Origin of the sequence: Actinomadura sp. 6K520 (assembly GCF_004349245.1) — a bacterium.
In the GTDB taxonomy this organism is placed as follows: Bacteria; Actinomycetota; Actinomycetes; order Streptosporangiales; family Streptosporangiaceae; genus Spirillospora.
On the sequence record NZ_SMLC01000067.1, the window covers coordinates 23,173 to 36,694 of the forward strand.

Here is a 13,522-nt window from a genome sequence, read left to right on the forward strand (position 1 = left end):
ACCTTCAGCATTCACGCGTTCTTCGGCTGACTTTCGCCGTCCTCGGCGAGCGAAGGGCTCGCCCCTGCGTCGGCGGAATTCCCAGGCTTGGGCTCCGGCCCCGAATCCGGCGCGGAATCCCGCGCGTGGTTCGGGGCCGTTTCGATGGGGGCCCCGGCGGGCTCAGCGGCCTCGGCGGCGGGCTCAGCCGCCGCGTCCCGGGTTTCGGGCGCCTCCCCCTTGGCCACGGAAGGCTTGACCAGATCGACCCTGGACGCGGCCTCTGGCCCCTCCGCGGCCCCGCCGGGCTCCTCCGGCTCGCTGTCCTCGTCCTCATCGGTCAGCAGCACGCCCACCACCGTGCGGATCTTGTACTCGGGGATGGCGCCCGCCCGCAGCAGCCGCGGGATCGACCCGGTCAGGTCCACGATCGTCGACGCGTCGCCGTGCCCCGACTCGCCGGCGTCCAGGTACACCGAGACCGCGTCGCCGAGCATCTTCTCGGCCTCCGCGGCGCTGCGGGCCGCGGGCTGGCCGCTGAGGTTCGCGCTGCTGACGGCCAGCGGGCCGCTCTCCTTCAGCAGCTCCACCGCCAGCTCGTGCATCGGCATCCGCACCGCGACGGTCCCCCTGGTCTCGCCGAGGTCCCACATGAGGTTCGGGTTCGCGCGGCACACCAGCGTCAGGGCGCCCGGCCAGAACTCGTCGATGAGGTCCTGCCCGTAGGTGCCGAGGTCGTCCACCAGCGCCGTCGCGGCCCGCACCGACCCCACCAGGACCGGCGGCGGCATCTCCCGCCCGCGCCCCTTGGCGTCCAGCAGCGCCGTCACCGCCGGCGGGGTGAAGGCGTCCGCCGCGACGCCGTACACCGTGTCGGTCGGCAGGACGATCAGCTCACCACGCCGCACCGCCGAGACGGCCTCGGCGATTCCGCGGGTGCGCTCCATCGGGTCGGAGCAGTCATATCGTCGGCTCACGGTCGCCGTCTTCCCATCTGCGCAGCGCTCTCGGGTATGGCACGGCCAAGGATAACGGGCTACTCCGCCGCCAGCCGCGCCGTGACGAAGCGGTCCCGGTTGGTCAGGTCGCGGCGGTTGCGGACGTCCCGCCACCCGCGCTCCTCCGCGAACACCCAGTAGACGTCGTTGCCCTGCAGGTCACTGTGCTCGACCGCCACGTAGCCGCCGGGCCGCAGCAGCCGGCGGGCGGTGTCCTCGACCACGCGGATCGCGTCCAGCCCGTCGTCTCCGCCGCCCCACAGCGCGTCCGCGGGATCGTGGTCGCGGACGTCGCGCGGCACGTACTCCCACTCGCTCATCGGGATGTACGGGGGGTTGCTGACGACGAGGTCGACGGTGCCGTCCAGCTCCTTCAGCGCGGTGGCGAAGTCGCCGAGGTGCAGCCGGACGCGTCCCCGCTCGTCGAGTTCCTCGACGTTGCGGGTGGCGTGCACGAACGCGGTCGGATCCCGCTCCACCGCGTGGACGCGGGAGCGCGGCGCCTCCAGCGCGATCGACAGCGCGATCGCCGCCGACCCGGTGCCGAGGTCGACGACGAGCGGGTCGCGGACGTCCATGTCGCGCAGCGTCTCCAGCGCCCAGCCGACCATCACCTCGGTCTCCGGGCGCGGGACGAACACGCCGGGCCCGACCCTCAGCTCCAGGTAGCGGAAGAACGCGCGGCCGGTGATGTGCTGCAGCGGCTCCCCCGCCTCGCGGCGCGCGACGAACTCCCAGAACCGGGCGTCGAACGCGCTGTCGGGGACGCCGTGCAGCTCGGTCCGCCGCACCCCGTGCACGGCCGCCGCGAGCTCCTCGGCGTCGGCGCGCGGCGAGGCCGCCCCCGCGTCCGCGAGCCGCGCGGTGGCCCTGGCGATCTCGTCGAGCAGCAGCTTCATGATTGTGGGCTCATGATTGTTGGGCTTCGGCCAGTCGGCGTTCCATGTCGGCGTCGACGAGCGCCTGCGTGACGTTGTGGAGGTCGCCGTCCAGCACCTGGTCGAGGTTGTAGGCCTTGTAGCCGACCCGGTGGTCGGAGATCCGGTTCTCCGGATAGTTGTAGGTGCGCACCCGCTCGGACCGGTCCACCGTCCGTACCTGGCTCTTGCGCTCGGCCGCGGCGGCCGCGTCGGCCTCCTCCTGCGCCATCGCCAGCAGCCGCGACCGCAGGATGCGCAGCGCCTGCTCCTTGTTCTGCAGCTGGCTCTTCTCGTTCTGGCACGAGACGACGACGCCGCTCGGCGTGTGCGTGATGCGGACCGCCGAGTCGGTGGTGTTGACGCTCTGCCCGCCGGGACCGGACGAGCGGTACACGTCGATGCGCAGGTCGTTGGGGTCGATCTGGACGTCGACGTCCTCGGCCTCGGGCGTGACGAGCACGCCGACCGCGCTGGTGTGGATGCGTCCCTGCGACTCGGTGGCCGGGACGCGCTGCACCCGGTGCACGCCGCCCTCGTACTTGAGGCGCGTCCAGACGCCCTCGTCCTGGGACCCCTTGGACTTCACGGCGACGGTGACACCCTTGTACCCGCCGAGGTCCGACAGGTGGGAGTCGAGGATCTCGGTCTTCCAGCCGACGCGTTCTGCGTAGCGCAGGTACATCCGCAGGAGGTCCCCGGCGAACAGCGCGGACTCCTCGCCGCCCTCGCCCGCCTTCACCTCCAGGATGACGTCCTTCGTGTCGTTCGGGTCGCGCGGCACGAGCAGCCGGCGCAGCCGCTCCTCCAGCTCCTCACGCCGTTTCTCCAGCTCACCGGCCTCGGCGGCGAACGCCGCGTCCTCCCCGGCGAGTTCGCGGGCGGCAGTGAGGTCGTCCTCCGTCGAGGTCAGCTCCCGGTGCGTCTCGACGATCGGCCGCAGCTCCGCGTAGCGCTTGCCCAGCTTGCGCGCCAGGCTCTGGTCGGCATGGACGGACGGGTCCGCGAGCCGTTCCTCGATGCTCGCGTATTCGCTGATCAGATCGTCGAGATTCACGCTGTGTCCTGGCCCGTCCCGGTCCCGGGGGCCACCGGCCTCCGGAAGCCGACTCCGAACGGCCCGGGGACCCTCGCGAGGTCTCCCCGGGCCGTCCCTGGTCGCTGTGTGCGGCGCTCGGCTACTTGCCGGCCTTCTTCTTGTAGCGCTGCTCGAAGCGCGCGACCCGGCCGCCGGTGTCGAGGATCTTCTGCTTGCCCGTGTAGAACGGGTGGCAGTTCGAGCACACGTCCGCGTGGATCACGCCGTTCTCGGCGGTGCTGCGGGTCTCGAAGGTGTTACCGCACGTACACGTCACGGTCGTGACGACGTAGTTCGGGTGGATGTCAGGCTTCATGGTTCTCCTCGCTTCTGGCGGTCGCCGGGCGTCCCGCGGGTCACATGGCCGTTCGCACCCGACAGGGCCATGGGTGATACAGGAGACGTGAACCGGTACCGCAGCGGTCGCGAACCGTGCTCATCCCGATCGGGGCCCGCGGTGCCGGTCCGCCGGCGCCCCGGATGAGAACGACTCGCTCCAAGTGTGCCAGATACCTGAACGTGGCGAGGTCATCGGGCATTCCCGATCCTGCCTCCGGCGTGCCCGCGGGACGGTCAGCCGCCGTCGCGGCCCAGGTAGGCGAGCACGGCCATGACGCGGCGGTGCCCGCCCTGCGCGAGCTGGAGGTCCAGCTTCATGAAGATGTTGGAGATGTGCTTCTCCACCGCGCCCTCGGTGACGACGAGGTCCGCGGCGATGGCGCCGTTCGAGCGTCCCTGCGCCATCAGCGCCAGGACCTCCCGCTCCCGCGGCGTCAGCGCGTCCAGCGGGTCGCCGGTGCGGCGGCGCCCCAGCAGCTGGCCGATCACCTCCGGGTCGATGACCGTCCCGCCGCCGGCGATGCGGCGGACCGCGTCGATGAACTCGGCGACGTCCGCCACCCGTTCCTTCAGCAGGTAGCCGACGCCCTCGGCGCCGCCGCCGATCAGGTCGGTCGCGTACCGCTCCTCCACGTACTGCGACAGCACGAGGATCGGCGTGCCGGGCCGGCGCTCCCGGACGGCGATCGCCGCGCGCAGCCCCTCGTCGGTGAACGACGGCGGCATCCGCACGTCCACGATGGCGAGATCGGGCTCGTGCTCCTCGACGATGCCGAGCAGGCCCGGCCCGTCCCCCACCGTCGCGACCGTCTCGATTCCCGCGTCGTCGAGCAGCCGGACGAGCCCTTCACGCAACAGCACCGAGTCCTCGGCGATCACTACCCGCATCGGTCCATTATCGGGGTGGGCACGGCCGGGCCGGGCCGCCTCGGGCGACCCGGCGCGCGGCCCGGCCCGGTCCACCGGGTGCGAGGGGCCTACCAGGTGCAAGGGAGGTCGGCCCGGATGATCGTGGGGCCGCCGGGCGGGCTGTCCACGAGGAGCATGCCGTCGATGGTGGCCGCCCGGTCCGCCAGGCCCGCCAGACCGCCCTCCGGCCGCGCGGCCGCGCCGCCGACCCCGTTGTCGGTCACCTCGACCACCACCCACCGGTCCTCGCGCGCCACCCGGACGGTCGCGCGGGTCGCGCGGGCGTACTTGGCGATGTTCGCCAGCGACTCGGCCACGATGAAGTAGGCGATGCTCTCCACCGCCGCCGGGGGGCGCTCCGGAAGATCCACCTCGACCTCCACGGGCACCGGGGCGCGGGCCGCCAGCCCCGACAGCGCCGGGTCCAGGCCGCGGTCGGTGAGGATCGCCGGGTAGATGCCGCGGGCCAGGTCGCGCAGCTCCGCGATCGCCTCCTTGGTGCCCGAGTGGGCCTGCTCGATCAGCGCCCGCGCGCCCTCGGGGTCCTCGTCCAGCTTGGCGCGGGCCCGCCCGATGTCCATCGCCACCGACAGCAGCCGCTGCTGCGCGCCGTCGTGCAGGTCCCGCTCGATGCGGCGGCGCTCGAACTCCGCCGCGTCCACCCCGCGGGCACGGCTGGCCCGCAGATGCTCGGTCCGCTTGCGCAGCTCCAGGTTCTCGGTCTGGGCGAGGCTCGGGCCCAGCATCAGCCGCGCCCACGCGGAATGGCCGATCGCCATCACCCGCGTCACGTACATCGCCAGGACGAGGAACACCACGCCGCCGGCCGTCAGCGGCAGCGCCTCCAGCGGGCTCCCGGCCCAGTACGAGACGAACCCGAGGCCCACCTCGGCGCCGCCGTCCACCGCCACGATGACCGGCATGGCCAGCAGCATCCCCGTCGCGGACCAGACCGCCACCGACACGACGAACTCCACCAGCGTGACGGGGAACAGCAGCGCGAGGTACAGCAGGTCCTTCCAGGTGGCGGGGTCGGACGCCATCCCCTTCAGCTTGGTGAGCGGGTTGCGTCCCGGCGGCAGCCGCCGGTACGGGCTCGGGACGCGCACGCCGAACGCCGCCCGGACGAGCTGGCGCTCCAGCATCGCCGCGCCCCGCCACGCGACCATCATGAGCGCCAGCATCGGCAGGCCCACCCAGATGATCAGCAGCGCGAACGACAGCGCGAGCCCGACGGTCAGCCCGATGAAGCAGCCGAGCCCGAGGGCCAGGCTGCCGCCCAGATAGATCGCCGACCGCCAGGTCAGCGAAGACTTCGCCATGGCGAGCGGGGTCCACGGACTGTTCGCGACGGTCGCCGCCGTCTCACCGCCGACCCGCATCACCGTGGCCCATCGCGCCGCCGCCCAGCGCGCTGCGGCGCCGCCCGCGGTCGCGCCCCCATCTCCGGGGGGCCTGCTCAGCTCGCCCACGTCGTCCCTCCATGCCCGTTCCAACCTATGGTCCAAGCCTGCCGACCGGCGGTCCGGGCGACCATGACGCGCGCCTGCCGATCGGGGGTGGGGCTAACCCGAGGGTCCGGGGACGCGGACGCCCCCGCCCGGGTCGGTCCGGGCGGGGGCGTTCGCGGTCGCCGTGGGCGGTCGCCGTGGGCGGTCGCCGTCAGCGGTCGTCGGAGACCGTGGTCTTCTGGACCTGGAGCAGGAACTCGGCGTTGGACTTGGTCTCCTTCATCTTCTCGATGAGGAGTTCCAGCGCCTGCTGCGTGTCGAGCGCGTGCAGCACGCGGCGGAGCTGCCAGACGACCCGCAGTTCCTCGGGGGCCATGAGGATCTCCTCCTTGCGGGTGCTGGACGCGTCCACGTCCACCGCCGGGAAGATCCGCTTGTCGGCCAGCGACCGGTTGAGCTTCAGCTCCATGTTGCCGGTGCCCTTGAACTCCTCGAAGATGACCTCGTCCATCCGGGACCCGGTCTCCACCAGCGCGGTCGCGAGAATGGTCAGCGAGCCGCCGTTCTCGATGTTGCGCGCGGCGCCGAAGAACCGCTTGGGCGGGTACAGGGCCGTCGAGTCGACACCGCCGGACAGGATGCGGCCGGACGCGGGCGCCGCCAGGTTGTAGGCCCGGCCCAGGCGGGTGATCGAGTCGAGCAGCACGACGACGTCGTGGCCCAGCTCGACGAGCCGCTTGGCGCGCTCGATCGCCAGCTCGGCGACCGTGGTGTGGTCCTCGGCGGGACGGTCGAAGGTCGAGTGGATGACCTCGCCCTTCACCGTCCGCTGCATGTCGGTGACCTCTTCCGGACGCTCGTCCACCAGGACGACCATCAGGTGGCACTCCGGGTTGTTCTTGGTGATCGCGTTCGCGATCGCCTGGAGCACCATCGTCTTGCCGGCCTTGGGCGGCGACACGATGAGGCCGCGCTGCCCCTTGCCGATCGGCGACACCAGGTCGATGATCCGCGTGGTGAGGATGCCCGGGTCGGTCTCCAGCCGCAGGCGCTCCTGCGGGTACAGCGGGGTCAGCTTGCTGAAGTCGACGCGGGCCTTGGCCTGCTCGGGCTCCATCCCGTTGACCGTGTCGAGGCGCACCAGCGCGTTGAACTTCTCGCGCCGCTCGCCCTCGCGGGGCTGGCGCACCGCGCCGGTGATGACGTCGCCCTTGCGCAGCCCGTTCTTGCGGACCTGCGCCAGCGAGACGTACACGTCGTTCGGGCCCGCCAGGTAACCGGTGGTGCGGACGAACGCGTAGTTGTCGAGGATGTCGAGGATGCCCGCGACCGGGATCAGGACGTCGTCCTCGGTGATCACCGGCTCCTCGTAGCGCTCGCGGCCGCGGCCGCGGTTGCGCTCGCGGAACCGGCGCCCGCGCCGGCCCCGGCCACTGCCGTCGTCATCGTCGTGCTGGCCGCCCTGGCCGCCGCCCTGGCCGCCGCCCTGGTTCTGGCCCCGCTGCCGGCCGCCGCCCTGGTCGCCGCGCTCCCGGTCACCGCGCTCCCGGCCGCCGCGCTGGCGCTGGCGCTGGCCGCCCTCGCGGCCTTCGCGCCCGTCCCGGCCGTCGCGCCCGCCCTGGGACTCGCCGTCCTCGGAGTTCTGCTCGCGGCCCTGGTCACGGTCGCGGCCCTGCCGCTCCCCGCGCTCGCCGCGTCCTTCGGAGCCCCCGCGGTCCTGCCTGTCGCCCCGCTGCCGGCCGTGCTGCCGGTCGGCGCGGTCCTGCCGCCCGTCGGGCTTCTCGGCGGTCTTGGCGGCCTGCCGGCCGGACTGGTCGTCCGCCGTGGCCTGCTCGTCGCGGCCCGCCTGCTTGCCGCCCGCCTGCTTGTCACCGGCCTGCTTGGCACCGGCCTGCTCGCCGCCCCCGCCGGACTGCTCGCCCGCCGGCTCGGCGTCGGCGATGGCGATCTGCTCGTCGGACGCCTCGCCCTTGGCCGCGGCGGTGCGGGTGCGGCGGGGACGCTCGGTCTTCGTCCCGGCGGACCCGGTCTCGGCTCCGGCAACGGCAGCGGCTCCCTGCTCGCCCCCCGCCGAGCCCTGCCCCTGGCCGCCCTGCTTCTCCTGGATGGCGGCGATGAGCTGGCTCTTGCGCATCCCGGTCACGCCGGTGATGCCGAGGCTGGACGCGAGCGTCTTGAGCTCGGGGAGCACCATCGCCGACAGGCCGGTGCCCGACCGGCGGCGCCGGGGGGTCGCGGGCTCCGCGCCGGCCGGTGCGGCGTCGGCGGGTCCCGTGCTCGATGCGTCCGTAAGGAGTTCGCTGGATTCGCTCACTAAGGGTCCTTCCCAGGGCGCGGGCGTTGGCCGGTGGCCGGCCAGTCGACCCGGTGGTGCGGTCCGGCGGGGGCGCCGGAACGGGCTCCGCTGATCACGGTGGGGCCGGGATCTGCGTGTTCTGGGCACAGCCAGATGGTGGACGGGACGCTTCGCTCGTGCGTGTTCCCGGTACCGCCACGTCCGAAGTATCGCTGGGATGCCGGACAACGGATTGTCACGGTGTCGGGAAGCCTATTACGCGGGACCGACACGGCCGAAGGGCCGATCTGGCGACGCGTGGCTGACGAGCACGCTGCCCCGAACGGGGCATCTGGTGCGGCATTCAGCCTAACATCACCAGGCCGCACTGCTATTCCCCAGAGGTCGATGTGTTCGCATTTTACCTAGCGGGCTCAGGCCGGGACCTGCACCGGCCGGACGCCGCGACGGCCCCCGCCTCCCGGGCGCCGCGGTCAGGGCCGGGACTCCGCTCGTCCGGTCATGACGCGTGCGCCGCGGGTCGCGACGTCCAATGGGTGCTTGAGCCACCCATTACCCACTCCGGAAGCCATCGAATCAACTTGTGATGCGGTTGTGAAGGCCAGGACAGTGGGTCCCGCCCCGGAGATGACCGCCGGGACGCCCGCCGCGCGCAGCGTCCTGACCAGCGCGGCGGACGCGGGCATCGCGGGAGCGCGGTAGTCCTGGTGCAGCCGGTCGTCCGTCGCGTCCAGGAGGATCTCCCGGTCCAGGCCGCCGGTGAGCGCCGCGACGAGGAGGGCGGCACGTCCTGCGTTGGCGGCGGCGTCCTCGTGCGGGACGGTCCGCGGCAGCAGCCCGCGGGCCCGCTCGGTCGCCAGCCGCTGCTCCGGAACGAACGCCACGACCTGCGTGACCTGCGACTCCAGCCGGACGAGCCGCGGGCCGCCCGGTCCCGTCCAGGCGACGGTCAGCCCGCCGGCGAGGCAGGGCGCCACGTTGTCGGGATGCCCCTCGACCTCGGTCGCGAGACGGAGCACGGCGTCGTCGTCGAACAGCTTCCCGCCGGGGTGCAGCGCGCGGGCCGCGACGATCGCGGCGATGGTCGCGGCGGAGGACGAGCCGAGGCCGCGGCTGTGCGGGATGCGGTTGCGGCAGCGCAGCCGCAGCCCGGGCGGCCGGCCGAGTCCGGATCCGGCCAGCTCGTCCAGCAGCCCGAACGCGCGGTGCATGACCTCGACGATGAGGTGCCGCTCGCCGCGGCCGGCGACCTCGGAGCCCTCGCCGTCCACCTCGATGGACAGCCCCCCGCCGGTCACCTCCACCTCGACGTCGTCGTACAGGGACAGCGCGAGACCGAGCGAGTCGAACCCCGGGCCGAGGTTGGCGCTGGTCGCCGGTGCCCGCACGAGCACCGGCCCTTCGGTCCAGCCCACGTCAGGTGAGACCGAGCTCGGACGCGGCGGAATGCGCGTCGACCTTGATGACGGTCGGCGCGGGCGCACCGGAGATCGCCCAGTCGGGGTCCTTGAGGCCGTTGCCCGTCACCGTGCAGACGACCTTGGACCCGGGCTCGACGGCGCCCCGTTCGCTCGCCTGAAGCAGGCCCGCGACGCTCGCCGCCGAGGCGGGCTCCACGAAGACGCCCTCCTCCCGGGCGAGCAGCCGGTAGGCGGCCAGGATCTGCCGGTCGGTGACCGAGTCGATGGCGCCGCCGGACTCGTCCCTCGCGGCGATGGCCAGGTCCCAGGAGGCGGGGTTGCCGATCCTGATCGCGGTGGCGATCGTCTGCGGCTTCAGGACGGGCTCGCCCTTCACGAACGGCGCGGCCCCGCTCGCCTGGAAGCCGAGCATGCGCGGCGTCCGCGACGCCACCTTGTCTTCGGCGTACTCCTTGTAGCCCATCCAGTACGCGGAGATGTTGCCGGCGTTGCCGACCGGCAGGCAGTGGACGTCGGGTGCGTCGCCGAGCGCGTCCACGATCTCGAACGCCGCCGTCTTCTGGCCGAGCAGCCGGAACCTGTTGACCGAGTTGACGAGGGCCACCGGGTAGTCGACCGCCAGCTTCTGCGCCAGTTCCAGGCAGTCGTCGAAGTTGCCGTCCACCTGGAGCAGCCGCGCCCCGTGCACCAGCGCCTGGGCGAGCTTCCCCATCGCGATCTTGCCGTTGGGGACGAGGACCGCGCAGGTCATCCCGGCGCGCACCGCGTACGCCGCGGCGGACGCCGAGGTGTTGCCGGTGGACGCGCAGATCACCGCCTTCGCGCCGTCCTCGGCGGCCTTGCTGATCGCCATCGTCATGCCGCGGTCCTTGAACGACCCGGTCGGGTTGGCGCCCTCGACCTTGAGGTGCACCTCGCAGCCGGTCAACTGGGACAGGCGCCCGGCCGGCAGCAGCGGGGTGCCGCCCTCCAGCAGCGTGACGACCGGCGTCGCCTCCGTCACCGGAAGCCGGTCGCGGTACTCCTCGATAAGGCCACGCCACACGCGGGCGGTCGCGTTCAAGTCGGTCTCCTCGCTGACCTGCGATGCTGTCCGAATTCTATCGGTCGCCGCCGAATCGTGTTGCGGAGACTCACTCTTCGCCTTCGACACGCATGACGCTCGCCACCTCACGGACGATTTCCAGGCCGCGCAGCCCTTCCACCGTCGCCGACAGGGCCGCGTCCGGTGCCCTGTGCGTCACCACCACGAGCTGTGCCTCCTCGCCAAGCCCGACCTGCCGGACGGCCTGGATCGACACCCCGTGCCTGGCGAACTCCTCGGCGACCGTGGCGAGGACACCGGCCTCATCGGTCACGTCCAGCTGGATGTAGTAGCGCGTGACCGTCTCGCCCATCGGCAGGACGGGAAGCTTGGCGTAGGTGACCTCGACCGGTCCGGGCGTACCGCCGACCACGTTCCGCGCCACCGCCACCAGGTCGCCGAGGATCGCCGACGCCGTCGGGGCGCCGCCGGCGCCCGCGCCGTAGAACATCAGCGAACCGGCCGACTCCGCCTCGACGAACACCGCGTTGTACGCCTCGCGGACGCTCGCCAGCGGATGGGACCGCGGAATCATCGCCGGATAGACGCGAACGGAGACACCGCGGCCGTTCCGGCCGTCCTCCGAGGGAATGCGCTCGCAGATGGCCAGCAGCTTGACGACGCAGTCCATTCCCTTGGCGCCCGCCACGTCCGCGGCGCTCACCTCGGTGATGCCCTCGCGGTGGACGTCCGCGGCCGTCACGGGGGTGTGGAACGCGAGCTGCGCCAGGATCGCCGCCTTCGCCGCGGCGTCGAAACCCTCGACGTCCGCCGTGGGATCGGCCTCGGCGTAACCCAGCGACTGCGCCTCCTCCAGCGCGTCGTTGAACCCCGCGCCGTACGTGTCCATCTGGTCGAGGACGTAGTTCGTGGTGCCGTTCACGATGCCCAGCACCCGGTGCACGTGGTCGCCGACGAGGGACTCCCGCAGCGGCCGGAGCAGCGGGATCGCCCCCGCCACGGACGCCTCGTAGTACAGGTCGGCGCCGTACTCCCGCGCCGCCGCGAACAGCGTCGCCCCGTCCTCGGCCAGCAGCGCCTTGTTCGCCGTGATGACCGACTTGCCGGACTTCATCGCCTCCAGCATCAGCGTCCTGGCCGGCTCGATCCCGCCGATCACCTCGACGACGATGTCGACGTCGTCCCTGGTCACCAGCGCGTGCGCGTCCGTCGTCAGCAGCCCCGGGTCCACGCCCTCCCGCGAGCGGTCGGGCCGCCGCACCGCGATGCCCGCGACCTCCAGCGGAGCCCCGACCCGTGCGGCCAGGTCGTCCGCCTGCTCGCGCAGCAGCCGGACGACTTCGGTACCGACCACGCCGCATCCGAGGAGCGCCACGCGCAGTCCGGGTTTCACGCTTCGACCTCCGCATCGAGCCGCAGCAGGTCCTCGGCGCTCTCCCGGCGGATGATCACGCGCGACCTGCCGTCCCGCACCGCCACCACGGCCGGCTTCGGGACGAAGTTGTAGTTACTGGCCATCGACCGACAGTACGCACCGGTCGCGGCGACCGCCACCAGGTCCCCGGCCGCAAGATCTTCGGGAAACCACACGTCGCGCACAACGATGTCGCCGCTTTCACAGTGCTTGCCGACAAGCCTACTGAGCATGGGCGGTGCCCCGGACGACCGGCTCGCCAGCGCCGCGGTGTACTCGGCGCCGTACAGGGCCGTGCGCAGGTTGTCGCTCATGCCGCCGTCCACCGACACGTAGGTGCGCAGGCCCTCGACGTCCTTGACGGTCCCGACCTCGTACAGCGTGACCCCGCCCGGCCCCACGATCGCCCGCCCGGGCTCCACCGTCAGCCGCGGCATCGCCAGCTCGTACGCCCGGCACTCGCGCGCCACGATCTCCCGCAGCCCGTCCGCGATGGCCTTCGGGTCGTGCGGCTCCTCCCCCGGCACGTAGGCGATGCCGTACCCGCCACCGAGGTCCAGCTCGGGCAGCTCGATCCCGTGCTCGTTCCGGATCGCCACCAGCAGCTCCGCCAGCCGGTGCGCCGCCACCTCGAACCCGTCGACCTCGAAGATCTGCGACCCGATGTGGCTGTGCAGCCCCACCAGTTCGAGCTGCGTCAGCTCCAGCACCCGCCGCACCGCCTCCAGGGCGGCCCCGGAACTCCTGGAGAACCCGAACTTCTGGTCGTCGTGAGCGGTCGCGATGAACTCATGGGTGTGCGCCTCGACCCCCGTGGTGACACGCACCATCACCTTGGGCCGGACACCCATCTCGTGTGCGAGGTACCCCACCCGGGCGATCTCTTCGTAGGAATCGAGCACGATCCGCCCGACCCCGACCTCCAGCGCCTTCGCGATCTCCGACGACGCCTTGTTGCTTCCATGCAGAGTGATGCGCTCCGTGGGGAAGCCCGCCGCCAGAGCAACGGCCAACTCGCCCCCGCTGCACACGTCCAGGCCGAGCCCTTCCTCGTCCAGCCACTTCGCAAGGGCCGTACACAGAAACGCCTTGCCCGCGTAGTGCACGCTCCCGTCATGGAACGCCGCCACGTACTCCCTGGCCCGGCTCCGCACGTCCTCCTCGTCATAGACGTACAGAGGCGTCCCGTACTCGCGCGCCAGATCCCGGACGTCGATCCCACCGACCGTGAGCACGCCGTCGTCCCGCTTGGCGTTGCGAGGCCAGACCGAGGGCTCCAGTACGTTCAGATCGTCCGCCGGCCCCACCGGGTGGTCCTCCGGCAGGACATCAGCGTGCAGGGGCCCAGCTGGATGTACTCGACTCATATCCGCTCTCTAGGGGTCTCACCGATAACGTTCAGCCCGTTGCCGAGGACGACCTGCACGGCCTCCGCCAAACCCACCCGTCCGGCATGCATCGCCCCAGGCTCCTCATCACCCTTGGGAACCGCGGGACAGCGCTCATGCACGTCGTGGTACGCCCCGGCCACTCTCTCCAAACACAACATCAGCGGCCGGGCATCCCGTTCCCGCTCCGCTTGTCCCGCACGCGCCTGCACATCCCCCAGCGCCCCGACCAGAGCAAGCTCCTCAGCCACAACGCCCTGAAGCTCCCCTGCCCCGATCCCCAGCTC

Annotated in this window: 12 protein-coding genes; all 12 read right to left on the reverse strand. The window is 72.2% G+C overall.

Annotated features, from left to right (window positions below; translation table 11 throughout):
- Positions 1-11 precede the first annotated feature (11 nt).
- Positions 12-956, reverse strand: a complete 945-nt coding sequence (locus E1289_RS19090; RefSeq protein ID WP_131982002.1) for an L-threonylcarbamoyladenylate synthase — start codon at positions 954-956, stop codon at positions 12-14.
- A 59-nt stretch (positions 957-1,015) separates the two neighbouring features.
- Positions 1,016-1,876 (reverse strand): peptide chain release factor N(5)-glutamine methyltransferase, encoded by an 861-nt coding sequence (gene prmC / locus E1289_RS19095; protein WP_131982004.1) that lies wholly within the window; start codon positions 1,874-1,876, stop codon positions 1,016-1,018.
- Positions 1,877-1,886: 10 nt separating this feature from the next.
- Positions 1,887-2,951 (reverse strand): peptide chain release factor 1, encoded by a 1,065-nt coding sequence (gene prfA, locus E1289_RS19100; RefSeq protein WP_131982006.1) that lies wholly within the window; start codon positions 2,949-2,951, stop codon positions 1,887-1,889.
- A gap of 121 nt (positions 2,952-3,072) precedes the next feature.
- Positions 3,073-3,288 (reverse strand): 50S ribosomal protein L31, encoded by a 216-nt coding sequence (rpmE, locus tag E1289_RS19105; protein ID WP_131982008.1) that lies wholly within the window; start codon positions 3,286-3,288, stop codon positions 3,073-3,075.
- Between the two features lie 257 nt (positions 3,289-3,545).
- A complete protein-coding gene (locus tag E1289_RS19110) occupies positions 3,546-4,199 on the reverse strand; it encodes a response regulator transcription factor (protein ID WP_131982010.1) in 654 nt (217 codons plus the stop codon).
- A gap of 89 nt (positions 4,200-4,288) precedes the next feature.
- The gene (locus tag E1289_RS19115) at positions 4,289-5,692 is read right to left on the reverse strand and encodes a sensor histidine kinase (protein ID WP_243712954.1); all 1,404 of its coding nucleotides are present in this window, start codon (positions 5,690-5,692) and stop codon (positions 4,289-4,291) included.
- Between the two features lie 190 nt (positions 5,693-5,882).
- Positions 5,883-7,985 carry a transcription termination factor Rho gene (gene rho, locus E1289_RS19120; protein WP_131982012.1) on the reverse strand — a complete coding sequence of 701 codons (2,103 nt, stop codon included), beginning with the start codon at positions 7,983-7,985 and terminating at the stop codon, positions 5,883-5,885.
- A 455-nt stretch (positions 7,986-8,440) separates the two neighbouring features.
- Entirely contained in the window at positions 8,441-9,382 is a 942-nt protein-coding gene (gene thrB, locus E1289_RS19125; protein ID WP_131982014.1) for a homoserine kinase, read from the reverse strand.
- Position 9,383: 1 nt separating this feature from the next.
- Positions 9,384-10,451, reverse strand: a complete 1,068-nt coding sequence (gene thrC, locus E1289_RS19130; protein WP_131982016.1) for a threonine synthase — start codon at positions 10,449-10,451, stop codon at positions 9,384-9,386.
- Between the two features lie 70 nt (positions 10,452-10,521).
- Positions 10,522-11,826 carry a homoserine dehydrogenase gene (locus E1289_RS19135; protein ID WP_243712955.1) on the reverse strand — a complete coding sequence of 435 codons (1,305 nt, stop codon included), beginning with the start codon at positions 11,824-11,826 and terminating at the stop codon, positions 10,522-10,524.
- The gene (gene lysA, locus E1289_RS19140; protein WP_131982018.1) at positions 11,823-13,214 is read right to left on the reverse strand and encodes a diaminopimelate decarboxylase; all 1,392 of its coding nucleotides are present in this window, start codon (positions 13,212-13,214) and stop codon (positions 11,823-11,825) included. Before lysA ends, E1289_RS19135 begins: the two co-directional genes overlap by 4 nt.
- The coding region (locus E1289_RS19145; protein ID WP_243712956.1) for a DALR anticodon-binding domain-containing protein at positions 13,211-13,522 on the reverse strand (312 nt) is incomplete at its 5' end. The genes lysA and E1289_RS19145, both read right to left, overlap by 4 nt.

Coding starts and splice junctions, on each gene's coding strand:
- prmC (WP_131982004.1), bottom strand. CDS start 1,876: ATGAAGCTGCTGCTCGACGAGATCGCCAGGGCCACCGCGCGGCTCGCG.
- rpmE (WP_131982008.1), bottom strand. CDS start 3,288: ATGAAGCCTGACATCCACCCGAACTACGTCGTCACGACCGTGACGTGT.
- E1289_RS19110 (WP_131982010.1), bottom strand. CDS start 4,199: ATGCGGGTAGTGATCGCCGAGGACTCGGTGCTGTTGCGTGAAGGGCTC.
- lysA (WP_131982018.1), bottom strand. CDS start 13,214: ATGAGTCGAGTACATCCAGCTGGGCCCCTGCACGCTGATGTCCTGCCG.